The organism is Pseudomonas sp. PA-6-3C, assembly GCF_021605825.1.
Lineage (GTDB): Bacteria > Pseudomonadota > Gammaproteobacteria > Pseudomonadales > Pseudomonadaceae > Aquipseudomonas > Aquipseudomonas edaphica.
In genome coordinates this window covers 46014-71492 of the sequence record NZ_WKDV01000012.1, presented here as the reverse complement: position 1 = coordinate 71492, position 25479 = coordinate 46014, and the positions used below count along the sequence as shown (strand labels likewise).

The window sequence follows — 25479 nt, the reverse complement described above, 5'->3', positions numbered from 1 at the left end:
CGTGGTGATCAGCAGCGATATTAAATAGAATGAATCTCATTTGAGACTCACTCGCGCTGCGCAGGTTGCTTTTCATGACTGATGCTGTTGCCCCGACCCATACTGGCGAAATGACCCTGTCGCGTTTGTACCGCGACCATCGCAGCTGGCTCGAAAGCTGGTTGCGGCGGCGCCTGGGCAATGCCTGGGATGCGGCGGACCTGAGCCAGGACACCTTTGTGCGGGTGCTGGCCAGTGCCCAGCCGATTGCGCAGATGCAGGAGCCACGGGCGTATCTGGTGACGGTCGGCAAGCGTTTGCTGGCCAACTTTCATCAGCGCCGCAGCCTTGAGCAAGCCTATCTGAAGGCGCTGGCGAATTTGCCCGAAACCTGCGTGCCGTCGCCCGAGCAACGCTGGCTGGTGCTGGAGACCTTGCACGCTCTGGATGAGTTGCTCGACGGTTTGCCGCGGGTGGTGCGGCGCGCGTTTCTGTGGAGCCAGTTGGAAGGCCTGGGTTATCGCGAAATTGCCGAGCGGCTCGACGTCTCTGAGCGCACGGTCAAGCGCTACATGGCCCAGGCCTATGAACATTGCCTGTTGGTGGCCCTATGAGTCACGAGGTTGCGCGTGCTGCGGCGCAGTGGTTGGCGTTGTTGGAGTCCGGAGCGGCCACCGAGCGTGACCACGCCAATTTGCAGGCTTGGCGCGACAGCCACCCTCAGCACGAACAGACCTGGCAGAAAGCCCAGTCGCTGCGCCAGCGCTTGCGTGACTTGCCCCAGGCCGTGGCGATGGCCAGCCTCGACCGCCCGCAACCGGGGCGACGTGCGTTGCTCAAGCGGGCCTTGGGCGTAGCGGCGCTGGTGCCGACCGCCTGGCTGATCAGCCGTCAGTTGCCCATCGAGGCATGGCGGGCTGATTTGCACACCGCCACCGGCGAGCGCAAACGCCTGCCGTTGGCCGATGGCAGCAGCTTGCAACTCAACACGGCGACGGCGGTGGATGTTGACCTGGCACAGCGGCGCATCACGCTGGTGGACGGCGAGTTGGCGCTGACGGTGCCGGGCGCGGCAGCGATCAGTGTGCACACGCGCTACGGCCAGGTAGAGGTGAGCCAGGCTGAAGTGTGCGTACGGCAATTGGCGTCCGGCTGCCGCGTGTCGGTGTTCAAGGGCGCGGTGCAGGTGCGTGATCTGGCCGGGCAATTGACGACGTTGAACAGCGGTCAGCAAGCCTCGTTAAAGCCTCACGGGCTGAGTGCCAGGGCGGCGTTTGATGTGCAGCAACTGGGCTGGCGTGACGGTGTATTGACCGCACAGAACCAACCCTTTGGGGATTTCCTGCGTGAGCTGGAGCGTTACCGCCCTGGCGTGTTGCGCTGGGACCCTAGCCTGGAAACGCTGCGGGTCACCGGCAGCTTTCGCCTGGATGACACCGACCGCATCCTCACACTGCTGGCCCAGACCCTGGGGTTTGAGGTGCGAGCGCGCACGCGGTATTGGGTGACACTCAGCCGAACCCTGGCTTGACGCTGGCCACCAGGTTCGTAGCGGTGAGCAGGCTTATTGTGGCGAGCAGGCTTGCCCTGCGTTGGGCTGCGAAGCAGCCCCAAAACAGTCACCGCAATTTTCCAGATGTTCTGCTTTGCGAACCCAAGGGGCCGCTGCGCGACCCAACGCAGGGCAAGCCTGCTCGCCACAACAGGCGGGCCTGGCATAACAGTCCCACTGGCCTCAGGAAGGCAACTCAATGCTCAGTGCCTAAATCACATGCGCGCGCTGCAACTCGGTCAATGACTGTGCCTTGAGCTGAGCCAGCGCCGGGTCACGCCGGTCCCTTGGGTGTGGCAGGTCGACTGCCAGTTCCCGGCGAATACTGCTCGGCCGGTTGTCCATTACCAGCACCCGGTCACTCAAGTACAGCGCCTCGTCGACATCGTGGGTCACCAGCAGCAAGGCAATCCCATGGTGCTCGGCCAGTTGCAGCAGCAAGTCCTGCAGTTTCATGCGGGTAAAGGCATCCACTGCGCTGAACGGCTCATCAAGCAATAACACCTGCGGGCGTGAATACAGCCCGCGTGCAATGGCCACGCGTTGCGCCATGCCGCCGGACAAGGCTTTGGGCAGCGCCTGGGCGAAGCCGGTGAGGCCGACTTCTGCGATCAACTGGGTAACCCAGGCCTTGTCATAGTGGTTGTCATCGCGCAAACCGATGTTCTGTTCCACCGTCAGCCAGGGCATCAGCCGTGGTTCCTGGAACACAAAGGCAACTTCGCCTTCGGGGCTGCGCAGTTCGCCCTGGAAGTCGGTCTCCAGGCCGGCGACGATGCGCAACAACGTGCTTTTGCCACAACCGCTGGGCCCGAGCAGGCTTACGGTTTCGCGCGGTTGCAGCGCCAACTGCACGTTGTTCAGCACCGTAATGCCGGCAAAGCTTTTGCGCGCCACGCGAAGCTCCAATAACGCTTTCATACTCATTGCTCCGCGCCTTCGCCTGTGAAGGTGTCGCGCCAGGCCAGGCAGCGTTTCTCCAAGGCTGCGAGCAGGCCATCGCTGAGCTTGCCCAGCAGTGCCAACACGGTAATGGCGGCCAGCACGATGTCTGGCCGTGAGGTTTCCCGACCATCGCTGAGCAAGTAACCGAGACCCTTGGTGGCCGCGATCAGTTCGGCCGCCACCAGGAACATCCACGCCAGGCTCAAGCCGCTGCGCAGCCCCGTGAACAGGCCGGGCAGGGCGGCAGGCAGCAGAATCCGGCGCACCAGGCGTGCTCGGCTGAAACCGTACATTTGCCCGACTTCCACCAGCTTGCGATCAATATCGCGAATCGCCGCGACACCGTTGAGGTACACCGGAAAGAACGCGCCAATCGCGATCAGCACGACCTTGGAGGTTTCATCGATACCCAGCCACAGCAGCAACAGCGGCACCCAGGCCAGGCTCGGAATCGAGCGCAGCCCGGCGAAGGTCGGCTCCAGATACGCTTCGGCTTCACGGCTCAACCCCACCCAGGCGGCAAACACCAGCGCCAGGCTGGCACCGATGGCAAACCCCGCCAGTACCCGCAGCAGGCTGGCGCTGATGTGTTTCCACAACGCGCCTTCGGCCAGGTCGGTGAGGGTCACTGCGATGTCGCTGGGGGCCGGCATCTGGTAGGACGGCAGCCAGCCGATGCGTACCACGCCCTCCAGTACCAGCAGGATCAGTACCGGCAGCACCAGGCCTTTGAGCCGTTTTGGCCAGGCGCTTCGGTTGATCACCACGGGTGCCGGCAGCGGCAGTGCTTGGCTTTTATCGGTCATCACGCCTCCCTTAAGGCTTGGGCAGGGTTTGGCCAAACGAAGTGTCGATCAACTGATCGATCACGGGGTCGACATCCACGCCACGACGGACTAATTCCTCAGACACCAGGATCGGCGCGGCGGCCTTGGATGACGCCACGTCCCTGGCGCTCAGCAGCGGGTTGCTCAAGTCGGTGCGCGACAATTGCAGCTTGGCCACTTCCAGCGGCAAGCCGGCTTCGTCTACGAGCAATTTAGCGAATTCATCCGGGTGCTTCACGGCCCAATCACGCGCCTTCTCATAGGCCCCGAGGACCTTGGTGATGGTTTGTGGGTGCTGTTTGGCGTATTGCTCGGTGACGCTGATTACGCCGTAGCTGTTGAAGTCTTTATTGCGATACAGCAAGCGCGAACCGGCCTGGATTTCACTCGCAGCCATGTGTGGATCAAGGCCGGCCCAGGCGTCTACGTCGCCTTTCTCCAAGGCAGTGCGGCCGTCGGGATGTTGCAAATGCACCAGCTCCACATCATCCTTTTTCAGCCCCGCCAGTTGCAGGCTGCGCAGGGTGAACAGGTACGGGTCGGTGCCTTTGGTGGCGGCGATTTTTTTGCCTTTGAGGTCTGTGACGGTTTTGAGCGGCGAGTCTTTGCGCACCACCAGTGCGGTCCATTCAGCACGACTGTAGACGTACACCGATTTGATCGGGCTGCCATTGGCGCGGCTCAACACCGCCGACAAGCTGGCAGACGAGGCAAAGTCGACGCCGCCACTGTTGAGGTATTCCAGCGAGCGGTTGCTGCCCTGGCTCAGCACCCAGCCGACCTTGGTGTTGGGAAGCGCCTGTTCGAGCCAGCCAAAATGCTTGAGCACCAGGCTCACGGGCGAATAGTAGGCGTAATCGAGGTTGACCTGGGCGGGGTCGGTTTCGGCGGCAAAGGCCTGGGGTTGCAGGCACAGGGCGAGGGCGCAGGCACTCAATAAAGCAAAGGGTTTCATGGAACAGCTCCAGACAAGGCGTTGAGAGAAGGCTTTTCTTATATTCAGAAAATTGAAACGGCATGTTCCATCATGCTTTAAAGGAATATGCAGTCTCTGTGCCACCTTGTGCGCAGCGTCTTTACGCGGGTTTCTATGGGGGCGGCTGTGGCGGGAGAGGGCAAAGTGTTGAATGGCTGTTGGCAGGCGAACACCTCATATATATCTGTATCGTATAAATAAAGACTTATATATTCCTTTTAATGTTGGTGCCGATAACGCATTTTGAGGGCCTGCGCATTCGTGCGGATTGACCCAACAGCCAAAAGGAAAGCCGACATGACCATTAAAGCGATCAACGTGCGCAACCAGTTCAAGGGCGTGATCAAGGAAATTTTGCTGGGGGAAGTGGTGTCCGAAATTGATGTGCAAACCGCGTCCGGCATCGTCACATCAGTGATCACCACCCGCTCGGTGCGTGACCTGGAATTGAAAGTGGGCAGTGAAGTGATTGCCTTTGTGAAGTCGACTGAAGTGTCGATTGCCAAGCTGTAAATGTGTTCGCAAGTGTGAGAGCTGGGGTGCCTGTGATGGGGGGCTTTTGGCGGGGTACATATCTGTTGCTGCGGTAACGGCTGCCTATGGTTCAGCTCTTACAGCGGGTCACTTTTGCAAGGACCGGAATGCCGGCCCAGTCAAAAGTAACCAAAAAGTCTTCGCCCCAACACTCGGTGCCTCGCTATGGCTCGGCATGCCCGCAATCCGCCAGTGATTTGGGGGGGGCGATTTCAGATCAAGATCAAAAGCACAGATCAAAAGACCGCTGACTTCGTCATCGAAAAGGATGTAAGGGCCACTGCAACAGCAAAGCCATACTCGGACTAATGTGGGAGCTGGCTTGTCGAATCGTCGCACCGCTGCGATGCCATCAACTCTGTGTACCTGACACACCGAGGTGTCTGCATCGCAGGCAAGCCAGCTCCCACATTAACCAGCTCCCACATCGATGTGTGGGAGCCTGCCCAATGCATCAGTTGATGTGCGGCCCACCACCGCCCGGCGGGTGCGGCTGCGGTTTGTCCGGTGGCGCATCGCTGGGCAGGTTCTTTGGCGGTGTGTTTGGGTCTTCGTAGTGCTTGTGCAAATCCCCATCCAGCCGATTGCTCGAGGAGCCGCCTTTGCTCGGCGTCTCCTCAAAGTGCTGCCATTCCGATTGCTGGAAGCGAAAGATGCTGTCATCGGTCGGCGTGTCGCGGCCGTGATAGTGGTGGATTTCGTAGTGGGCGTACTCGACTTTTTCCGCCCAGTCGTTTTGCAATAGACCGTCGTTGGCCAAGCCGCGATACCAATCGTTTTCCGCGTTGGTGGCCTTCTGCTTTTTGTTGTGGTCGACAAAGTAGCCGATGATCCCGCCCACCACCGCCAGCACCACGCCGACCAGAAACAGCGGCCCGGTCAATGCCGCTGCGGTGCCTGCGCCAAACAGTGCCGCCGCCCCGAGGACCCCGGCCGAGGCACCGAACGCGCCCCCGGCTACTTGCAGGCCACCGGCGGCCTGAGCCAGCGGGTCTTTGCTGTCGACGCCGCTCTTGATCGCCAAGGCGCCGAGCACGATATCGGCAAACCCTCCGACGATGTCCGTGGCCGGGCCGAGCACCTTGATCACGGAACCGGCGATTTTCGCAGACTTGGACGCGCCCAACTTGGCCGCACCGGCGGCAGCCAGGCCGTCATCCAGGTGCGTGGCCAGGCCATCGGTGGCTTGCTTGACCGCCGTATCGCCTTCGCCAAACAACTTGCTGATGCCGTCGTACTGACTGTCAGGCACCGCATCCAGCGCCGCGGAGATTTCCTTGCTGACCTTGGCGTCGATCTCGCCGCCGGGGCCAAAATCCAGCATTTTGCCGGTCACGCCTTCCTTGCCCCAGATTTCCGGCAAGGTTTTGTCCAGGCCCAGGAAGTCCACCAGGCCGCCCTTGCCCAGGGTCTCGCCGATCTTGTCACCCAGGCGCACGAAGTGGCTGGAACCACCGGCAAAACTCAGGAAGTCCTTGGCGATGCTCATGCGCTGCGCCGGGGTTTCGCCGAGTTTGCCGCCTTTGCCCACCAGTTGGTAAATCGCCGAAAACAGCGTCACACCCGCGCCAAGGGAGCCCAGGATGCCTTTGCTGTTAAGGGTGTTGAACACCTCACCGAGCATGCCGCGATCCGCTACCGCAATATAGGGTTTGCTCAGGGCCTTTTTGACGTCGGCTTCGCTGATGGTGCCGCTGTTCTTGTAGACCTCGCCGAGTTCTTCCAGGGCCTTGGTGACACCGGCCGATTTCTCCTTGCCTTGCAGCCCCTCGTTGAGGAACTTCTCCAGGGTTTCCTGGGTGCGGCGCGGCAGGTCGAGCAGGTTGCCTTTGAGCACGCCCTTGAGCAGGCCGAACAAGTCTTTGGTCGCCAGCTCCTTGTTGTCGTCGGAGATTTTGCTCGGGTCCGAGAGGATCGCATTAAGGTCGGTGGTCAAGCCGTCGGCCTGGATATTTTGCGCGGCCTTGCTGGCGGCTTCGGGGTCGAACAGCGACAGCGAGGTGAGGGTGTCACTCAAGTCCTTTTGCGCGTCGCTGGACTTGCCCTGGTTTTGCAGGTCTTTGAGGTACAGCACGTAGTCGGGGTTGGCGGTGAGATCGAGCAGCTTCTGCTTGACCTCATCCTTGTTGGGCAACTTGTTGAGCGCGTCGTCCATTTTCGACTTGTAGTCAGCCTGGATGGTCGGGTCGTTGAACAGCTCGCCGATCTGCTTTTGCACGGCCTTGCCGTCGATGATGTCGTGCATGTCGGCCGCGCTCAGCTCGGTTTGCTTGTCATCCGACTCGCGCCAGGTGGTGTTGAACGGGCGTTTGGCTTCTTCATAGCCGGTGATGCCATGGCCATTCTGGTACGCGGCCTGGGCTTCCAGGGCGCGCACCAGCTTGGCCCGTGGGTCATCCTTGGGGATCGAGCCGTCCTTGACGCCAGCGCGGTAGGTGTCGATCAGTTGGGTGGTGGCCAACTCACTGACGCTCATAGTCGGCGACTTGTCGTCCTTGGGGTCCGAATGCACGCCGGTGTCCATGTTCAACACATCCAGGTCACCAGCCTTGGGCAGGTTGTGCTTGGTGCGGGTGTCGTCGATGGAACTGGCGCTGAAGGCTTCCCATTTGGCCAGCACGTCATCATAGAGCTGTGGGCTCAGTTCCTTGGAGACGATGACCTTGCCTTCGCTGGTTTCATAGCGGATCAGGCCGTCGCCCAGTTCATCGGGAGAGCCGAAGGTGATGTCGGTGTTTTTCAGGAAGTCATTCGGCCCGGCCAGCTTATAGCCGGCGTCTTCACTGGTGTGGATCTTGGCCCAGGTGTCGTTGGCCGTGGCCACGCTTTTGAACAGGTCGGGGCTGATGTCGGCAGACACCACCACCTTGGTGCCGTCCTGCAATTCGTAGGTGAGGACGCTGTCTTTCTGGTCGTTGTTCCAGCTGAAGTTCTTGTAGTCGTTGAGCCCGGGCACGGGCGTGTTGGCGTCGGCCAGTGCTGCACCGTTGTTCAGTTCGCCTTCAATCACGGCTTTTTTGCCGGGGTCGGAGTACACCGTATTAAGGCCCGCCAGGTAGTCGAACAACTTGGGGTTGTCTTCACGGGCGACGACGACTTTTTCGCCGTTGCTTTCGTAGCGGATCAGCCCGGGACCCACTTCGTCCACCGGGCCTACCGCAGTGCCGCCGTAGGGTGGCCATACTTCGTTGTCGGTGGCGCGACGGTAACCGGCATCTTCACTGCTGGAGAGGCCGGAGAAACTTTCATAAGCTTCCTTGGCCTTTTGGAAAGCCTCGGGGTTGTCACGCTGGCTGATCACGAACTTGCTGCCGTCCTGGGTCTCGTAGCGGATCACGCCAGGGCCGGTTTCATCGGGCGGGCCGAGGGCTTTGTAATCGGCCAATGCACCAGGCGCTGTGCCCTCGGCGCCCAGGCTCTGATAACCGGCGTTCTGGCTGGCGACCACGCCAGAGAGTGACTTGAAGTCCTGGCTGACCTGCTTGAACAGCTCCGGGCTGTCGTGCTCGCTGACGATGATCTTCTTGCCGTCCTGGGTTTCATAACGAATCAGCCCAGGACCCACTTCATCGGGCGGGCCGATGGCCTTGTAGTCGGCCAGGGCAGCAGGCGGCGTGGCGTCTTTGGCCGCGAGTTCATAACCGTCTTTTTTGCTCGCATCGAGCCCCGATGGCGACTTGTCATGGGGTTCGACTTTTTTATGGGCGCTGTTCTTGAGCAGCACAGCAAATGCTTCGCCCGATGTTGATAGGGTGCGCGGAAGGCTTTTGGGCTCGGACGAGCGATCAAGCGGCTGGGTCGACATGCCATGGAACTCCTGCTGTTGCCGGTGGGACGGGTCGGCAAAAACAGTAACAGCAGGGGTTCGGCACTCGTTGCGAAACGTTGTGAAATGCGTTTTAGCGGTGACGCAGTGCACGTTCCATGCGCTGCAAACCCTCTTCGAGCATCGATCGTGGGCAACCGAAGTTCAGGCGCACGAATTGCTGGCTGTCATCGCCGAATTCGATGCCTGCGCTCATGCCGACCCTGGCCTGCTCCAGGAAGAACTGCTGCGGGTCGGCAAGGCCCAGGGCGCTGCAATCCAGCCAGGCCAGGTAGGTGCCTTGTGGCGCGTGCATCACCACGCCGGGCAAACGGGTTTGCACGGCGTGCAGCAGGTAGTCGCGGTTGGCTTGCAGGTACTGCACCAGCGCATCCAGCCATTCGCTGCACTGGCTGTAGGCGGCGCGGGTGGCTTCCAGGCCCAACGGGCTGACGCTGTCGACCATGCCGCAGCGGGCATTGTTAAAGCGCTCGCGCACCTCGGCATTTTGCACCACGGCAAAGCAAGTCTTCAGGCCGGCGACGTTATAGGCCTTGCTCGCCGACATCAGGGTGATGGTGCGTTGGGCGATCTCGGGGCTGAGGCTGGCGGTGGGAATATGGCGACGGCCGTCAAAGCACAGCTCGGCATGGATTTCGTCACTGATGATCAGTGCACCGTTCTCCACGCAGGCGTTGGCCACGGCCAACAGTTCTTCACGCGCAAAGACCTTGCCCACTGGGTTGTGCGGGTTGCTCAGCAGCAGCGCACCGGCGCCCTTCAGCGCCTGGCGCATGGCGGGCATGGGCGTCATGTACTCGCCGTTGATCAACTCGAACGGCACTTCGATACGCGGCAGGTTCCAGTGGCCCGGTGCCAGGCGAATCGGCCGGTAGTTGGGGGTTTGCAGCACCACGGGCTGGCCCGGCTGTACGAACGCATGCAGGGCCATATTGAAACCAGGCTCGACACCGGGCAGGAACAGCAACTCTTCAGGTTGTACGCGCCAGGCGTACTTGGCCCACAGGTCCGCGATGATGGCTTCGCGCACATCCGCGCCAGCCACGCTGTAGCCGAGCACCTGCTGGTCGAGGCGTGCGTGCAGGGCTTGCAGGACGGCGGGTGGCGCGGCGATATCCATGTCGGCGATCCACATCGGCAGAACGTCTTGCGGGTAACGGTTCCACTTGGTGCTGCCGGTGCCTTGGCGGGGGTGGATCGTGTCGAAATCAAAGCTCATGGGTGGCTCGTATCAGGGAGGCAGGTGCAGGAATGGCGCTGATTCTAGCGCCATTAATTTTATAGGCCAGTGCTGATTGCCGCCGATAGCTGCAGGTGTGCCTGTTCCACGGCCCGAGCGACCGCTTCTTCACCGCGCACCATGGCGCCCAGGTAGACGAAATCCACCGAGTGGATGCCCACCGTAGACAGGATGGTGGTCATGTAAGGCGTGAGAAAGTCCGGTTCATGCCCCTTGCGCGCATTGCCGCTGCTGACCAGCACGAAGGTGCGGCGGTCCTTGAGCAGGCCGACTTTTTCGAACTGCGCATTGATGGTAAAGCTGCGATGGATGCGCACCACATGGTCGATCCAGACCTTGAGCGCCGCCGGTACGGTGAAGTTGTGCACCGGCGTGCAGAGGATCAACAGGTCGCAGGCTTCCAGTTCGACGATCAGCTGTTCCGACAACGCCGTGGCGCTGCCACTCAAGCCGCCAGGCGTAGTGAGTGCATTCGCGTATTCACGGGTCAGCGGCGCCAGCGCCTGGCTGCCGTAGTCGCGTTCGATGACCTCTGCGCCAGGCACCAGGTCGTTGAGCAAGGCACGGGCCAGCTTGAAGGTCTGCGCGGCCTTGCCGTGGGGGCTGAAGCTAAGGAGCAGGGCGCGGGTCATTGGCTCAGGTCCTGGGAAAAGTGCATGCCTCGCGGCAGCAGGCCTTGGCGGAAATAGAAACGCTGGGCCAGGGCCATATGCAGGCCGGTGTCCAGCACCAGGTAACGATAACCGCGTGCGCGGGTTTCTTCGCGGACGCGGTCGAGCAACTGCTCGCCCAGGCGTCGGCGCTGCAAGGTGGCGTCTACCACCAGGTCATCGACGTAGATGAACTTGCCGTACAGGGTGTTTTCCGTCAGGCGGTAGCCGGCCAGGCCAATGACTTTGCCGTGTTCGCGTGCGGCCAGCAGATGATAGCCGTTCTGGCGCTGGCGTTGAACCTGCGCGGCGAAACTGGCGACGTCGGTCAGGTGCGGGCGCAGTTGCTGCATCACGGCAAAGCTTGCGAGGCAGTCGGTCTCGGTTTCCATCAGGGCGAACTCAATGGGTTCATTGGTCATCAAGGTTCTCCAGATGGGCCTTGATCGCCTCCGGTACTTTACGAAAACTGATGGCCACGCGGTTCAAGGCGTTCATCAAGGAAATGGCCAGGGTCAGGTCGGCGACTGCCTTCTCGTTGAACACCGCTGCCACGGCGGCGTAGTCGGCATCCGGCACGTGGGTTTGCGCCACCTGGGTGACCACTTCGGCCCAGGCCAGGGCGGCTTGTTCACGCACAGTGAACAACGGCAAGGCTTCACGCCAGGCGGCCAGCAGCATGATCTTTTCCAGGCTTGCGCCTTGCTTGAGCAGGCCGCGGGAATGGGAGTCCAGGCAATAGGCGCAGCCGTTGAGCTGCGAAACCCGCAGGTACACCAGTTCAATCAGTTCTTTCTCCAGGCCACAGCCATGCACATAGCTGTGCACGGTGCCCAGGGCCTTGTAACCAGCGGGGGCGGCGTTGCCGTAATCGAGACGGTGTTTCATGGGTGATCCTTGGGTTGCGTTAAGAGATGCGCCATTTTCGGTGGTGGCCGGGTTGCTCGACAGGGGCATGATTGGACAAGTGGGTTGGGACATGATCAGACTCCACCTTGTCGTCCTGCCGAGCCCCCTTGTGATGTCTTCATTGCCCAAATATCAGGAAATCTACCGCCGCTTCCGGCTGGCCATCGACCAGGGCCAACTCGGCCCCGGTGATCGGGTGCCGTCGGTGCGCAGCCTGGCGCTGGAACTCAAGATCGCCCGCGGGACCGTGGAGGCGGCTTACCAGTTGCTGGTCAGTGAGGGTTTTTTTGAGGCGCGTGGGCAGGCGGGCACCGTGATTGCGCGGACATTGCCGCAGGTGGCGATGAAGCCCCAGCCCGTCGCACCACCGCCGACATCGGCGCCGCCAGCCTTGCAAATGGGCCAGCCGGCGCTGGATGCCTTCCCGCGCAAGCTATGGGCGCGGCTGGTCACCCAGCAAGTGCGCCGCACCGACGCCGACAGCCTGGCCATGGGCGATGTGCGCGGCGCCCAGGCGTTGCGCGTGGCGATTGCCAGCTATCTCGCGTTGTACCGAGGCGTGGAGTGTACGCCCCAGCAGGTATTTATCTGTTCGGGGTATGCCGGCTCCCTGACGCTGTTGTGCGATGCACTGCAAATGGCCGGGCAACGTTGCTGGTACGAAGACCCGGGCTATGTGCATGCGCGGCAGTTATTGAGTCATCAAGGGGTTGAGCTGGTGCCGGTACCGGTCGACCGTGAAGGGCTGGATGTTGAGCAGGGCATCCAGCGTGATCGGCAAGCACGGCTGGCGATTGTGACGCCGGCCCACCAGAGCCCGCTGGGTGTGGCGTTGAGCCTGACGCGCCGCCAGGCCTTGCTGGCCTGGGCGCAGAAGCAGGGCAGTTGGGTGCTGGAGGATGATTACGACAGTGAGTTTCGCTACCAGGGCCAGCCATTGGCGGCGCTCAAGAGCCAGGATGTGCACGACCGGGTGATCCATGCCGGGAGCTTCAGCAAAATGCTGTTTCCGGGCTTGCGCCTGGGCTATCTGGTGGTGCCGGCAGCCTTGGTGGAGGTGTTTGGGCGCAGCGCCGAGGCCTTGCAGCAGCGCGGTGCGCAGTTGTTGCAACTGACCGCGGCGGATTTTCTCGAGCAGGGCCATTTCACCCGGCACTTGAAAAAGATGCGTCAGTTGTATGCGCTGCGAAGGGGTTTTTTGGTCGCCGCGTTACAGGCCCATTGCGCGGATTTTTTACGCGTGGATGAACAGGCCGGGGGGATTAACCTGTTGGCGCGGTTGCGGGTGCCTGTTCCGGATCAGGTAGTTGCCATGGCAGCCAATGAGGCGGGGTTGGCGGTTAACGCATTGTCAGCGTGGACCCTTGAGCCGAGAGGTGGGCAGGGGTTGTTGATGGGCTTTACCAATGTGGCGACGGCCGCACAGGCTAATGAGCTGGGATTGAGGCTGTTGCAGATACTGCGGGCATGTCACCCGTAAAGTGTGGGAGCCGGCTTTTTTGGGGGCGCTTCGCACCCCAGCGCAAGCAAGCTTGCTCGCCACGGCAAGCCCGCCCACACATTTAGATCGTGTTCAGCTTTAAAACGTCAGGGTTTTACGGGTGTTGGCAAGGTTACAAGGTTGACGTAGCCATCCCAGAATTTCTGCTGGTCGACACCAAACACCACCTTGGCTTTTTGCGTGCCCACCGGCGCGCCTTTTTTGTAGCCCAGCGCCCGGCCGTAGTCGGCGCCAAACGTGGCGTCCACATCCACCCACAGGTCGCGAGACTCAGTGACAATCTCCGGGCTCACCAGAAACAGCGCCGGCAAGCTGTCCCAGGTAAAGCTGTGGTAGCTCGGGTCATTGTCGAACAGCGGCCCGAACTCGTGCTTGTAGAGATCGGCAATCGCACCTTTGTGGGCTATCACGCGCTGGTACACCGACGTGTCGAAGGTGACTTTCTCACACACATCGTTGGGGAAAATCACGTGTTCGATGGGTGAGCGCAACACAATCTTCGCGGCCTCCGGGTCGAACCACCAGTTGAACTCCGCCGCCGGCGTGGTGTTGCCCGGAATCTCCAGGGCTCCGCCCATGTACACGATGCGCTTGATCAGCGGCACGATATCCGGCGCCGAGCGAATCGCCAGGGCGATGTTGGTCAGCGGGCCGACGGCCAGAATGGTCACCTGGTGCGGGTTGGCCCGCACGCTTTGCACAATGAACTGCGCGGCGGTTTCACTGCGCAGCTGGGTGTGGGTGGCCAGGCCATCCGGTGGCGCGACCAGCTGCGCGGGTGAAGTCGGGCGCGGGTTTTTGAACGCGCCCGGCCAGCCTGAACCAAACAGGGCTTTTTCTGCCTCGTAGGTGGCGTAGTCATGCAGCAACGGGTAGGCGGCGCCGGAGTAGACGCCGACCTGTTTTTCCACACCCATGCGCTCTACGGCCTTGAGGGCGTCGACCTGTTCCTGGTCGACCCAGGCATTGCCGCTGACCAGGGTCATGCCCAGCAGGTCGATGCGTTTTTGCGCGTGCAACTGCGCGAGCATGATAAAGGCTTGGCCGTCATCATTGAGCACGTTGAAGTCGGTGTCGAAGATGACTTTTTCAGGCGCGGTTTGCGCTGCCTGTGCCGTGCCGGCACACAGGCCGACGGCGACAAGCAACGCGCAGCTTTTAAGAAAACCTTGCATGGTGATTCATCCGCAAAAAATTGTTGTTATTAACGGTTCACCAGTTTCGCCGGCAAGGCGATGACCAGGAAGCTGCTGAGGATCAGGCAGCCGGCGAAAAACCACAAGGCACCCGCACTGCTGCCGGTGACGTCGATGGCAACTCCCATCAACGAGTTGCTCACTAAGCCTGCGATATTCGCCACCGAACAGGCCAGGGCAAAGCCGGTCGCCGCTGCGGTGCCTTTGAGGAAGGTTGCCGGCAGGCTGAAAAACACCGGCACGGCGCCGATGATCGCGGCTGAGGCAATGGCGAACAGCAACACGGTGGCGACCACGCTGTGGGTAAAGAACGTGCTGGTGGCCATGGCCGCCGCACCGATGAAGAACGGCACGATGATGTGCCAGCGGCGTTCGCGGTGTTTGTCGGAGCTGGCGCCGATCAGCAGCATGCCCAGCAGCGCCGCAACGCTGGGCAATGCAGTCAGCACGCCGATATGGAAGGTGTCGGTCACTCCGGCATTGCGGATGAAGGTCGGCATCCAGAACCCCATGGCATAGGCGCTGAGCAGGATCGAGAAGTCGATACCGCCGAGCATCCACACTTTGAGGTTGAAGAAGCCGTCACGGAAGCTGTGCTTGCTGCCGGTGGCGTCGGCTTCGTCCTTGCGCAGTTCGCTTTCCAGCAGGGCCTTTTCTTCGTCCGACAGCCATTTGGCCTGTTGGAAGGTGTTGGGCAGCGCCCAGAAAGTCAGCACGCCGAGCAAAACGCTGGGCACCGCTTCGATCAGGAACAGCCACTGCCAGCCACGCAGGCCGCCCATGTTGTCGAAGTGGCCCATGATCCAGCCTGACAGCGGGCCGCCGATGACGCTCGACAGCGGCAGGCCGATCATGAACAGCGCGATGATGCGCCCGCGTCGGTGCGTCGGGAACCAAGTGGTCAGGTAATACAAAACCCCCGGCAAAAACCCGGCTTCGGCGGCGCCGAGCAGAAAGCGCAGGATGTAGAACTGGGTGGTGGAGGTGACCAGCATGGTGCAGGCCGAGAGCAGGCCCCAGGTGATCATGATGCGCGCGATCCAGATCTTCGCGCCCACTCGTTCGAGTACCAGGTTACTGGGGACTTCGAAGATGATGTAGCCAACGAAAAACAAGCCGGCACCGAGGCCGAACGCGGTTTCGCTGAAGTGTAACTGGTCGAGCATCTGCAACTTGGCGAAGCCGATGTTGATGCGGTCCAGGTAGGCGGCCAGGTAGCAGAAACACAGGAACGGAATCAGCTTCCAGGTGATCTTGTGGTAGAGCGTGGTAACGGGGTCGGCGACCGTGGTCGCGGGCGCTGCATTCGCAATGGGCATTGGGGTGTCTCCTGGCGGTGACTTATGGTTTTTATACAGCCGCTTTTTTCCAGCACTTCGGAGTGCTGTAAAAGCGACATCCAAAGGCAGTGTCAGAAGACTGAAAGCTGCACCGGCTTTTTAATGTGGGAGCTGGCTTGCCTGCGATAGCGGTGGATCAGCAACAATTATGCTGCATGACACTCCGTCATCGCAGGCAAGCCAGCTCCCACCGTTGGGCGGGGGCGGCTCACAGTTTTGTGCAAGACCGCGCTCTATGGCGCAGTTCTTCGTAACCTTTATTGCTCCCTGAACTTGCTCATCGCCTCCTGCTTGCTCACTACATCGCCATACTTGCTGTCGATGTCGAACAGGTTGGCTGCATGGGGCGCCGGGTGTCGGTCGCCGACGCATTCGCGCACGACAATGGTGCGAAACCCATGCTGCACCGCATCCACGGCCGTGGCGCGGATGCAGCCGCTGGTGGAACAGCCGGCCAGCACCACAGTGTCGATGCCCTGGGCGTGCAGCATCGGGGCCAGGCTGCTGCCGAAGAAGGCGCTGGCGTACTGTTTGGTGATCACCACTTCATCCGCCTGGGGCAATACCTCGAGGCAGAACGCTGCGAGCGGGTTGCCCTCGACCATGTCCTTCATCACCGGCGCCTTCTTGACCCAGATACCGCCGTCGGCGAAATGGCCGGGATGGTAGCGGATATTAGTGTGCACCACCGTAATTGCGTGTCGGCGAGCGGTGGCCAGCAATTCGACACTTTCAGCTACGGCCACCACCACTTCGGGGGCATACAGCGGCGCGCCTTCGGTGGTGTAGCCCTGCATGAAGTCAATCATCAGCAGCGCAGATTTTTTGCCGAAGCCGATGCGATTGCCCCAGACGCCCTGGTAGTTGGCGTCGGCGGATTGGTTGTTCATCTTCTCAACCCCTCATTTTTGTGTGGCGAGCGAGCTTATGTGGCGAGCGAGCTTGCTCGCGCTGGGCTGCGAAGCGGCCCCAAAAAAGCGGGAGCGCTGCGCACTCCAGCGCGAGCAAGCTCGCTCGCCACAACAAGCTCATTCGCCACATAAGCTCATTCACCACGAGTGTCAGTAAGCGCCGGACAGCAAGGCGCCGGCACCGGGCACGATAGGTTCCAGGTCCAAGGCCTTGAGCATCGCGTAGGTGGTGGCGATGGCGGCGGTGAGCACCGGTTTGCCGGTTTGCGCTTCAACCTTGGCCACCACCGGCAGCGACTGCATCTGCACGCAGGCAGAGAGCACTATCACGTCCACCCCTTCCAGGTTCATGCCGGCGACGATGGCCGGCAGGTTGGCCGGGTCGTGGCGCGCCACTTCGAGGTTGTCGGGGATCTCCAGGGCGCGCCAGTCCACCACGTCAAAGCCTTCTTCGCGGATGTAGTTCACCACCAGTTCGGTCAGCGGCTTCATGTACGGCGCGACGATGGCAATGCGCTTGGCGCCCATCACTTTCAAGCCTTCGATCAAGGCGCCAGCGCTGGTGATCACCGGGGCGTTGGCATCGTTATCGGCGGTGGCTTTACGCAAACGTTGTTCGGAATTGCGGTGATAACCCAGGCCCATGGCCATGATCGCCACCAGGCACGCATAGCCCAACACGTCGACCTTGGCGTCGGACAGCTCGATGGCGCAGCGGTCGGACTCGCCGTCCATGGCCGCCAGTTCTTCCTTGCGCACCTGCTTCATGCGCATGCGGCTGGAGTGAAAGGTAAAGCGTTCGGGGCGGATCGCCTGGCGCGCGTTAAGCATCGCCGGGATCTCGGTTTCCATGGTGGTGTTCGAACTCGGCACGATCTGGCCGATACGGTAAGGCTTGAGCATGGTGGTTCCCTTATTGTTGTGTGAGGAAGCCGTCGAGTGCGGCAAAAAAGCCCTCAAGGTCATCCCACGGAATCATGTGCCCGGCGTTCGGTACACGGGCGACCTGGATAGCGGGCTGCAGGTCCTGGATTTCGGCGATGTCTTCATCCAGGATCACGCCGCCGCGCCCGGCCACCATCAACAGGGCTGGGGCCTTGAGCTTGGGCAGGTGCTGGTGGAAGTCGACCGTGTGGAAGTCATCGAAAGCACGCACGATGGCGGGCTCATAACAGGTGTGCAGCCATTCGGCGCGCAGCTGCAGTTGCTCGACGGTCCAGGTGGCGCAGAAGGCGCGCATCGCGTCAGCGTCCATGCCGACCAGCGATTGGCGGATCGAGTCGACGTACCATGGCAGCTTGCTCGGGTATTCACGGCGGCCAGGCCCGGACACTGGCGGGTCGATCAGCACCACGCGGTTTACACCCTGGGGGCGCATGACCGCGCTGTGCACGGCAAACCGCGCGCCCATGGAGTGGCCGACCAGGTGGTAGCTATCCAGCTCAAGCGCATCGGCAAACGCGCCAATGTCCTCGGCGCAGGTGTCTGCGCTGTAGTCCAATTGCGGCCCTGTGGACGACAAGCCGCGCCCGCGCACATCCAGCACGTAAGTGTCGAACCGGGTGCCAAGACGCTCAGCCACAAAACCCCAGGTAATCGCCGGGCTGGTGATGCCCGGGATCAAAATTAGCGCCGGGCCTTTGCCGCCGTAGCGCAGGTAGTGCTGGCGAATACCATTGGCTTGCACATTGGCGCCATACAGGAAGGTACTCACGCGGCCACCCCCGATTTCAGTTCCTGGGCGTACAGGTCATAACCGTACACCCAGGCCGGGTCTTCCTGGGTGCGCAGCCAGGTGTTGGCGTTGGACACCGCTTGTACGCGGGACGCACGTTCCTTGCGGTTGGCTTCGTAGAGCTGGAACGCCGTGCGGTAGTCGCTGATACCGGTTTCCTGCAAGCAGCGGGTGAGCATGGCCGCGTCTTCGATGGCCATGCCGGCACCCTGGGCCATATGCGGTTTCATCGGGTGGCAGGCGTCACCCAGCAACACCAGGCGGCCACGGCTCCACAGCGGCAACGGGTTACGGTTGCGCAGCGGCCATTTGGTCACGCTTTCGGTGGACTCGATCAGCGCCTGCACGGTGGGGTGGTAGCCTTTGAAGGCGTCAAACATCTCTTCGCGGCTGCTGTCGACAAACGCGCCCTGGAAGTCCCATTCGGCATGGGGCACGCCGGTCACGTAGTAGTACTCGTCACGCTTGCCGGTGGTGTAGTAGACCATCATGTGGCGGTCCTCGGTCCACCACTTGATGCAGTCTTCGAACTTCAAGTCGTACTTGGCCAACTGGTCGCCACGGATCAGCGCACGGTGCGCGACCCAGCCGCTGTACAGCGGTTTTTCCACGCCGAGCAGCTCTTCACGGATCCTGGAGTTGATGCCATCGGCGCCGATCACGATATCGGCGTAGGTCACTTCGCCGTCGGCAAAGGTCAGGCGCACTTGGGTATCGGTTTCTTCGAGGTTTTCCAGGCGCTTGTTGAAGTGCAGGGTGCCAGGTTTGAGGGTCGACATCTGCAATGCATGCAAGTCGCCACGGTGCACGGTGATGTAGGAAGCGCCGTAGCCGGTGAGTGGAATACGCGAGAGGTAGTCACCGCTTTCGCCGCAACGGCTGAACCAGTGCTCGGGGTGCGAGCCCATCAGGTCCAGCTGTTTTTCGATGCCCATGCGGCGGAAGATTTTCATGATGTTAGGCCCCATGTGGATGCCTGCACCCAAGCGGGAAAACTCCGGCGCCTGTTCATAGATATCGACATCGAAACCGGCTTGCTGCAGCAGTGTGGCCGCCGCCGCGCCGCCCAGGCCGGCACCGACGATGGCGATTTTTTGTGTGCTTCCCATGGGGCGTGAACCTCTCTCTTTTTGATTTTTGGCGGCATCTGTCCGCAAGGTTTTTAAAGTGTATACGCTCATTTTTTGAAATGGGAAGCCTACGTTCATAATTTTATTTTTTGGCCGTATTTATCCTGTGTAACGGGTTTTTGCCTTTATCTGTAGTGTTTGTGTGGTTTGGTAACGTTTTGGTGTGCTACTTGCAGTTCGTCTTTAATTCGGGTCTTATCGTTATTAATTGGCGTACACACTATAAAAATGCACTAGGGTGAAGCGCGGTGCTTGAACTTGGTGCAGCCCCACAGGAGACAGGAAAATGCCGGTAAGCGATTGCGAACTGACCCAGATGTTTGAACACGTGTTGAAACTGTCGAAGGTCGACCCGACCCAGAGCGTCGCCGTGCTCAAGAGCCATTACTCGGACCCGCGTACCGTGCGTGCTGCGATGGACGCGGCGCAGCGCCTGGGGGCCAAGGTGTATGCGGTGGAACTGCCGTCGTTCAACCATCCCAAAGCGATGGGCAACGACATGACCGCCTACTGCGGCGACACCGCACTCACCGGCAATATCGCTGCCCAGCGCGCGTTGGAGGCCGCCGACCTGATCGTCGACACCATGATGCTGCTGCACTCGCCGGAGCAGGAGCAGATCCTCAAGACCGGCACGCGTATCCTGCTGGCGGTGGAACCGCCGGAAGTGCTGGCGCGCATGCTGCCCACCGAAGCCGACAAGGTGCGTGTGCTGGCGGCCGAGCAGTTGCTGAAGAAGGCGCGCTCGATCCACGTCAAATCCCGCGCAGGCAGTGATTTCCGTGCAGCGCTGGGCCAATACCCGTCGGTCACCGAGTACGGTTTTGCCGACGAGCCTGGGCGCTGGGACCACTGGCCGAGTGGTTTCCTGTTCTCCTGGCCCAACGAAGAAACCGCCGAGGGCGTGCTGGTGCTGGATATCGGTGACATCCTGCTGCCGTTCAAGACCTACACCCGCGAGAAGATCACCCTGGAGATCGAGAAGGGCTTTATCACCAAGATCCACGGCGGTTTCGAGGCCGAGTACCTGCGCGATTACATGAAGTATTTCAATGACCCGGAGGTGTATGGCATCTCTCATATCGGCTGGGGCTTGCAGCCAAAGGCGCAGTGGACGGCCATGGGCTTGCACGACAAAAACGATGGCATGTGCATGGATGCGCGGGCGTTCTACGGCAACTTCCTGTTCTCCACCGGGCCGAATACCGAAGTGGGCGGCACGCGCAAGACGCCATGCCATATGGATATTCCGCTGCGTAATTGTGATGTGTACCTGGATGATGAGGCGGTGGTGATCGGCGGCGATGTCGTTGCACCGCAAGCGTCCCTGGCACGCTGAGTTTTCAAGTGTGGGAGCTGGCTTGCCTGCGATAACGGTCTGGCAGGCACATCACGGCTAGCTGATCCGGCGCTATCGCAGGCAAGCCAGCTCCCACAGTTTGAGCGTGCTCCTTTAGTTTGAGGCTTGAGTCCGTTCACTATCCCCGCCATCATGCCGACCATCGCTAATCACCCACCGAGCCACGCCGTGCCTGATTCCTACGTTTTCTCTGAACAAGTTGGCCACCTGCTGCGCAAGGCCTACCAGCGCCACCTGGCGATTTTTCAGCAGAATGTCGGCGACTCACAACTCACCGCCGTGCAGTTCGTCACCCTGTGTGCGCTGCGCGATCACGGTGCAAGTTCCCTCACCGAACTGGTCAAGGCCACGGCCGTCGACCAGGCGACCATTCGCGGTATCGTCGAGCGGCTCAAGGCCAAGGCGCTGATTACCCTGGAACCAGATCCCCAGGACAAGCGCAAGGTGGTGGTTGACCTGTCGCCAGCCGGCGCCGAACTGGTCGCGCAAACCGCGCCGCGTGCCGCGCAGATCAGCGAGCTGACCATGAGCAACCTCAACCCCGCCGAGCGCGTGGCGGTGCTGTTTCTGCTGCGCAAGATGATCGACGACCCGCAGGAATAAACCGGCGCTGGCATCGTTTTTGCTCTGAGTTCATGTAGTAGTCACTTCACGTGCCAAGTGTGTCGCGAGGCCCCAACTCCGCGGCGCTTTTTTTTGGCTGTTTCGTGTAGTGATTGCTTCATCAACTGATACAGGCGAAGCGAATGATCAGCCCACCCATCACTGTTGCCCTCAAGGTCAACGGCCACATCCGCGAAGTCAGTGCGATGGCGGATACGCCGCTGCTGCTGGTGTTGCGCAATGACTTGCAGCTTAACGGCCCCAAGTACGGCTGCGGCCTGGGCGAGTGCGGTGCGTGCACCGTGATCATCGATGGTGTGGCGGCGCGCTCGTGCGTGTTTCCGCTGGCGGGTGCAACCGGGCGCGAGATTGTCACCCTTGAAGGGCTCGGCACACGCCAGGCGCCGCACCCCGTGCAGCAAGCCTTTATCGAGGAGCAGGCGGCACAATGCGGTTATTGCCTCAACGGCATGATCATGACTGCCAAGGCGTTGCTCGACCGCAACCCCAACCCCAGCGAAGCCCAGGTGCGCAATGAGTTGTCGGGCAACCTGTGCCGCTGCGGCACCCATATCGAAATCCTGCGCGCCGTACTGCGTGCTGCGCACCTCTTGAGCGTGGAAGGCCGACCATGACTGATATTTCCCGTGACCAATGGCTGGCCAAGTCGGGCGTCTTATTGATTGTCGATGATGTACTGCCACCTTCAGGCCCGGTGGCCAAGGGCGGCACACCGACCGTGAAACCCAAGGAACTGGGGTTGTTCATTGCGGTAAACGATGACGGCCTGGTGTATGCCTTTAACGGCCATGTGGACCTGGGCACCGGCATTCGCACGTCGCTGGCGCAGATTGTGGCCGAAGAGCTGGACCTGAGCATGGAGCAGGTCAAGATGGTTCTGGGCGATACCGAGCGTGCGCCCAACCAGGGTGCAACCATCGCCAGCGCGACCTTGCAGATTTCGGCGATCCCGCTGCGTAACGCGGCCGCCGAAGCCCGGCGCTTTTTGCTCGCGCGCGCAGCGGGACGCTGGGGCGTGAGCACGGGCAGCCTCAAGGTTGAAGCCGGGGTTGTCCACGCTGCCGACGGGCGCACCACGACCTACGCAGAGTTGGTCAGCGGCCAGCATGACCAGTTGCGCATCAGCGGTGACGCGCCGTTAAAACCTGTTGAGGACTACCGCCTGGTCGGCAAGGGCGCCGCGCGCGTGGATATTCCCGGCAAGGCCACCGGCGAGTTGACCTATGTGCACGACATGCGCGTGCCGGACATGCTCCATGGCCGCGTGGTACGCCCGCCGTATGCGGGGCTCGACTGCGGTGAGTTTGTCGGCAACAGCCTGCTGAGTGTGGATGAGGCGTCCATCGCGCATATCCCCGGCATTGTCGCGGTGGTGGTGATTCGCGATTTTGTCGGTGTAGTGGCGATGCGCGAAGAACAGGCGATCAAGGCCGCCCACGAACTCCAGGTGCACTGGAAACCGTGGAACAACGCCTTGCCGGACATGAGCGATGTCGAGCAGGCCATCCGCGACAACCCACGGGTACGCCGCACGGTGCTCGATCAGGGCAACGTCGACGAAGCCTTGGCGGGCGCCAGCCAGCGCATGCCGCGCAGCTATTTGTGGCCGTACCAGATGCATGGTTCGATCGGGCCTTCGTGCGGCGTGGCGGACTATCAAGCAACCGGCAGCCGCGTGTGGTCGGGCAGCCAGAACCCGCACCTGCTGCGCGCAGACCTTGCGTGGTTGCTGGAATGCGACGAAGCGCTGATCGACGTGATCCGCATGGAAGCCGCCGGCTGTTACGGGCGCAACTGTGCGGACGATGTGTGCGCCGATGCCTTGCTGCTGTCGCGCGCGGTGGGCAAGCCGGTGCGCGTGCAACTGACCCGCGAACAGGAACACCTGTGGGAACCCAAGGGCACCGCGCAGTTGATGGATGTTGACGGCGGGCTCAATGCCGACGGCAGCATTGCCGCCTATGACTTTGAAACCAGCTACCCGTCCAACGGCGCGCCGACCCTGGCGCTGTTGCTGACTGGCCGGGTGGAGCCGGTGGCGGCGATGTTCGAGATGGGCGACCGCACCTCGATCCCGCCCTATGCCATCGACGATATGCGCGTGACTATCAACGACATGGCACCCATCGTGCGCGCCTCGTGGATGCGCGGCGTATCGGCGCTGCCCAACACCTTTGCGCATGAATCCTATATCGACGAACTCGCGTTTGCCGCGGGCGTCGACCCGGTGGAATACCGCCTGCGTTACCTCAAGGACGAGCGCGCCATCGAGCTGGTCAAATCCACCGCCGAACGTGCCAACTGGTCACCGCGCACGGCGCCGATGCAAACCGCCAACGAAGACCACCTGTTACGCGGTCGCGGTTTTGCCTATGCGCGCTATATCCACAGCAAGTTCCCCGGTTTCGGCGCGGCGTGGGCGGCGTGGGTGGCGGACGTGGCGATCGACAAACACACCGGCGATGTGTCGGTGACGCGGGTGGTGATCGGCCATGACTCGGGGATGATGATCAACCCGGCGGGCGTGCAGCATCAGATCCACGGCAATGTGATCCAGTCCACCAGCCGTGTGCTCAAGGAGCGGGTGACCTTTGAGGAGTCGACGGTGGCGAGCAAGGAGTGGGGCGGCTACCCGATCCTGACCTTCCCCGAAGTGCCCAGGATCGACGTGCTGATGATGCCGCGCCAGGACCAGCCGCCCATGGGCGCCGGTGAGTCGGCTTCGGTGCCGAGTGCGGCGGCGATTGCCAATGCGATCTATGACGCCACCGGCATTCGTTTTCGCGAGCTGCCGATAACGCCCGAACGGGTATTGGCGGCGCTGAATGCAGGCAGCCTTGGCGAGCCTGCCAAGTCGCCGGAAAAACGCAGAAAGTGGTGGTTCGGTGCACTGTTTGCCACCTTGGGCGCAGCGCTGGCCACCGCTTGGCCGTTTCACCCTGAAATCGCACCGATTGCGCCGCCCGGCGCGGGCACCTGGTCCAAGGCCACCCTGGAACGCGGGCGCTTGCTGGCGGCTGTCGGCGATTGCGCGGTGTGCCATACCGCGCCGGGTGGCGCGACCAATGCCGGCGGCCTGGCGATGCAAACGCCGTTCGGCACGCTGTACAGCAGCAATATCACCCCAGACGTAAAAACCGGCATCGGCGCCTGGTCCTACCCGGCATTCGAGCGGGCGATGCGTGACGGCATTGGCCGCGATGGACGCAACCTGTACCCGGCATTTCCCTACACGGCGTTTCGCAATATCAATGATGCCGACCTGCAGGCGTTGTATGCCTACCTGATGTCCCAGGCGCCGGTCAGCCAGGCGCCGACGCCGAATGCCATGCGCTTTCCGTTCAATATCCGACCATTGATGGCCGGCTGGAATGCACTGAACCTGCGGCGTGGTGAAATCACCCCGCAGCCTGAGCGCAGCGAGCAATGGAATCGCGGCAATTACTTGGTCAATGGCCTCGGGCACTGCGCCGCGTGCCACTCGCCGCGCAACCTGATGGGCGCGCAGAAGGGCGGCAAATCCTTTCTGGCCGGGGGCATGGTCGATGGCTGGGAGGCGCCCGCGTTGACGGGCTTGTCCAAGGCACCGACGCCGTGGACCGAGGACCAGTTGTTCAACTACCTGAGCACTGGCTATTCCGATGCCCATGGCGTGGCGGCTGGCCCGATGGGGCCGGTGGTGAGTGAGTTGTCAAAGCTGCCCAAGGCCGATATTCGTGCGATGGCGGTGTACCTGGCGTCACTTAATGGCGAGGCCACTGCCGAGGCGCAAACGGTGGCGACGGTGTCGCTGCCCAACCCCAATGGCCGACGTGTATTCGAAGGCTCATGCAAAGCCTGTCATGCCGATGGCCTGGGGCCGAAGCTGTTCGGGGTGAGCCCGTCATTGGCGACCAATACCAATGTGTTCAGCGACCAGCCGGATAATTTGATCAAGGTGATTTTGCAAGGGATCAGCAGCCCGGCGACCCAGGACTTGGGGTATATGCCGGGCTTCAAGGACAGCCTGTCGAATGGCCAGGTGGCGGATCTGGTCGACTACCTGCGCGGGCAATTTGCGCCGAATGCGCCGGCGTGGAAAGGCCTGGAACAAAAGGTAGCGCACTTGCGCGCTAACCCCGGCACGCACTGACAGAACGCGGTTAAAACTGTGGGAGCTGGCTCTGCTGTTGCTGTTGCTCTGGCCCTTGCATCCTTTTCGCCGGCGAAGTCAGCGGTCTCTTGATCTGCGTTTTTGATCTTGA

22 protein-coding genes are annotated in these 25479 nt (G+C 61.4%); 8 read left to right on the top strand and 14 right to left on the bottom strand.

Annotated elements, in window-relative coordinates:
• Positions 1–74: 74 nt before the first annotated feature.
• Both GIW48_RS10750 and GIW48_RS10745 read left to right on the top strand, forming a co-directional pair.
• Positions 75–593, top strand: coding sequence for a sigma-70 family RNA polymerase sigma factor (locus GIW48_RS10750; RefSeq protein WP_138453395.1), 519 nt, complete (start codon positions 75–77; stop codon positions 591–593).
• Positions 590–1510 carry a FecR domain-containing protein gene (locus tag GIW48_RS10745; RefSeq protein ID WP_017135459.1) on the top strand — a complete coding sequence of 307 codons (921 nt, stop codon included), beginning with the start codon at positions 590–592 and terminating at the stop codon, positions 1508–1510. Before GIW48_RS10750 ends, GIW48_RS10745 begins: the two co-directional genes overlap by 4 nt.
• Positions 1511–1741: 231 nt before the next feature.
• On the opposite strand, the gene GIW48_RS10740 is transcribed toward GIW48_RS10745, so the two are convergent.
• The 3 genes from GIW48_RS10740 to GIW48_RS10730 are packed head-to-tail and all read right to left on the bottom strand — an operon-like array spanning position 1742 to position 4258.
• The gene (locus GIW48_RS10740) at positions 1742–2458 is read right to left on the bottom strand and encodes an ABC transporter ATP-binding protein (protein ID WP_017135460.1); all 717 of its coding nucleotides are present in this window, start codon (positions 2456–2458) and stop codon (positions 1742–1744) included.
• Positions 2455–3282: an ABC transporter permease gene (locus GIW48_RS10735; protein ID WP_017135461.1), complete on the bottom strand. Its 828-nt coding sequence runs from the start codon at positions 3280–3282 to the stop codon at positions 2455–2457. The genes GIW48_RS10740 and GIW48_RS10735 overlap by 4 nt, the downstream gene beginning before the upstream one ends.
• Before the next feature lie 10 nt (positions 3283–3292).
• On the bottom strand, positions 3293–4258 hold the full coding sequence (locus GIW48_RS10730; protein WP_236462314.1) for an aliphatic sulfonate ABC transporter substrate-binding protein: 966 nt from the start codon (positions 4256–4258) through the stop codon (positions 3293–3295).
• Between the two features lie 318 nt (positions 4259–4576).
• Between GIW48_RS10730 and GIW48_RS10725 the strand changes: the two genes are divergently transcribed.
• A complete protein-coding gene (locus tag GIW48_RS10725) occupies positions 4577–4792 on the top strand; it encodes a TOBE domain-containing protein (protein ID WP_003173733.1) in 216 nt (71 codons plus the stop codon).
• Positions 4793–5267: 475 nt separating this feature from the next.
• Here the strand turns inward: GIW48_RS10725 and GIW48_RS10720 are convergent, their stop codons facing one another.
• From GIW48_RS10720 to GIW48_RS10700, 5 genes are all read right to left on the bottom strand, one after another.
• Entirely contained in the window at positions 5268–8618 is a 3351-nt protein-coding gene (locus GIW48_RS10720; protein ID WP_236462317.1) for a hypothetical protein, read from the bottom strand.
• A gap of 94 nt (positions 8619–8712) precedes the next feature.
• Entirely contained in the window at positions 8713–9858 is a 1146-nt protein-coding gene (locus GIW48_RS10715; RefSeq protein ID WP_236446509.1) for a MalY/PatB family protein, read from the bottom strand.
• Positions 9859–9917: 59 nt separating this feature from the next.
• Complete coding sequence (locus GIW48_RS10710; protein WP_099549886.1) at positions 9918–10511, bottom strand: FMN-dependent NADH-azoreductase; 594 nt, start codon at positions 10509–10511, stop codon at positions 9918–9920.
• A complete protein-coding gene (locus GIW48_RS10705) occupies positions 10508–10951 on the bottom strand; it encodes a GNAT family N-acetyltransferase (protein ID WP_236462320.1) in 444 nt (147 codons plus the stop codon). Before GIW48_RS10705 ends, GIW48_RS10710 begins: the two co-directional genes overlap by 4 nt.
• On the bottom strand, positions 10941–11417 hold the full coding sequence (locus GIW48_RS10700) for a carboxymuconolactone decarboxylase family protein (RefSeq protein ID WP_017135467.1): 477 nt from the start codon (positions 11415–11417) through the stop codon (positions 10941–10943). Before GIW48_RS10700 ends, GIW48_RS10705 begins: the two co-directional genes overlap by 11 nt.
• Before the next feature lie 133 nt (positions 11418–11550).
• On the opposite strand from GIW48_RS10700, the gene pdxR reads away from it, so the two are divergent.
• Positions 11551–12918, top strand: coding sequence for a MocR-like pyridoxine biosynthesis transcription factor PdxR (gene pdxR, locus GIW48_RS10695; RefSeq protein WP_236462323.1), 1368 nt, complete (start codon positions 11551–11553; stop codon positions 12916–12918).
• A 107-nt stretch (positions 12919–13025) separates the two neighbouring features.
• Here pdxR and GIW48_RS10690 read toward each other — a convergent pair whose 3' ends face one another.
• From GIW48_RS10690 to GIW48_RS10665, 6 genes are all read right to left on the bottom strand, one after another.
• Entirely contained in the window at positions 13026–14114 is a 1089-nt protein-coding gene (locus tag GIW48_RS10690) for a nucleoside hydrolase (RefSeq protein ID WP_236462326.1), read from the bottom strand.
• Between the two features lie 29 nt (positions 14115–14143).
• Entirely contained in the window at positions 14144–15454 is a 1311-nt protein-coding gene (locus tag GIW48_RS10685) for an MFS transporter (protein ID WP_177034646.1), read from the bottom strand.
• Positions 15455–15732: 278 nt separating this feature from the next.
• A complete protein-coding gene (locus GIW48_RS10680; protein WP_138454287.1) occupies positions 15733–16365 on the bottom strand; it encodes an N-carbamoylsarcosine amidohydrolase in 633 nt (210 codons plus the stop codon).
• Between the two features lie 171 nt (positions 16366–16536).
• Positions 16537–17289, bottom strand: coding sequence for a maleate cis-trans isomerase family protein (locus GIW48_RS10675; protein WP_017135472.1), 753 nt, complete (start codon positions 17287–17289; stop codon positions 16537–16539).
• A gap of 10 nt (positions 17290–17299) precedes the next feature.
• Positions 17300–18100 carry an alpha/beta fold hydrolase gene (locus GIW48_RS10670; protein ID WP_236462710.1) on the bottom strand — a complete coding sequence of 267 codons (801 nt, stop codon included), beginning with the start codon at positions 18098–18100 and terminating at the stop codon, positions 17300–17302.
• Positions 18097–19230 carry an FAD-dependent monooxygenase gene (locus tag GIW48_RS10665; protein ID WP_017135474.1) on the bottom strand — a complete coding sequence of 378 codons (1134 nt, stop codon included), beginning with the start codon at positions 19228–19230 and terminating at the stop codon, positions 18097–18099. The genes GIW48_RS10670 and GIW48_RS10665 overlap by 4 nt, the downstream gene beginning before the upstream one ends.
• Positions 19231–19537: 307 nt before the next feature.
• Between GIW48_RS10665 and GIW48_RS10660 the strand changes: the two genes are divergently transcribed.
• The 4 genes from GIW48_RS10660 (at position 19538) to GIW48_RS10645 (ending at position 25367) form a co-directional block, all read left to right on the top strand.
• The gene (locus GIW48_RS10660; protein WP_170038372.1) at positions 19538–20590 is read left to right on the top strand and encodes a 2,5-dihydroxypyridine 5,6-dioxygenase; all 1053 of its coding nucleotides are present in this window, start codon (positions 19538–19540) and stop codon (positions 20588–20590) included.
• A 189-nt stretch (positions 20591–20779) separates the two neighbouring features.
• Complete coding sequence (locus GIW48_RS10655) at positions 20780–21214, top strand: MarR family winged helix-turn-helix transcriptional regulator (protein ID WP_026013564.1); 435 nt, start codon at positions 20780–20782, stop codon at positions 21212–21214.
• Between the two features lie 143 nt (positions 21215–21357).
• A complete protein-coding gene (locus GIW48_RS10650) occupies positions 21358–21849 on the top strand; it encodes a (2Fe-2S)-binding protein (RefSeq protein ID WP_017135477.1) in 492 nt (163 codons plus the stop codon).
• Positions 21846–25367, top strand: a complete 3522-nt coding sequence (locus GIW48_RS10645) for a molybdopterin cofactor-binding domain-containing protein (RefSeq protein WP_236462714.1) — start codon at positions 21846–21848, stop codon at positions 25365–25367. The genes GIW48_RS10650 and GIW48_RS10645 overlap by 4 nt, the downstream gene beginning before the upstream one ends.
• Positions 25368–25479 lie beyond the last annotated feature (112 nt).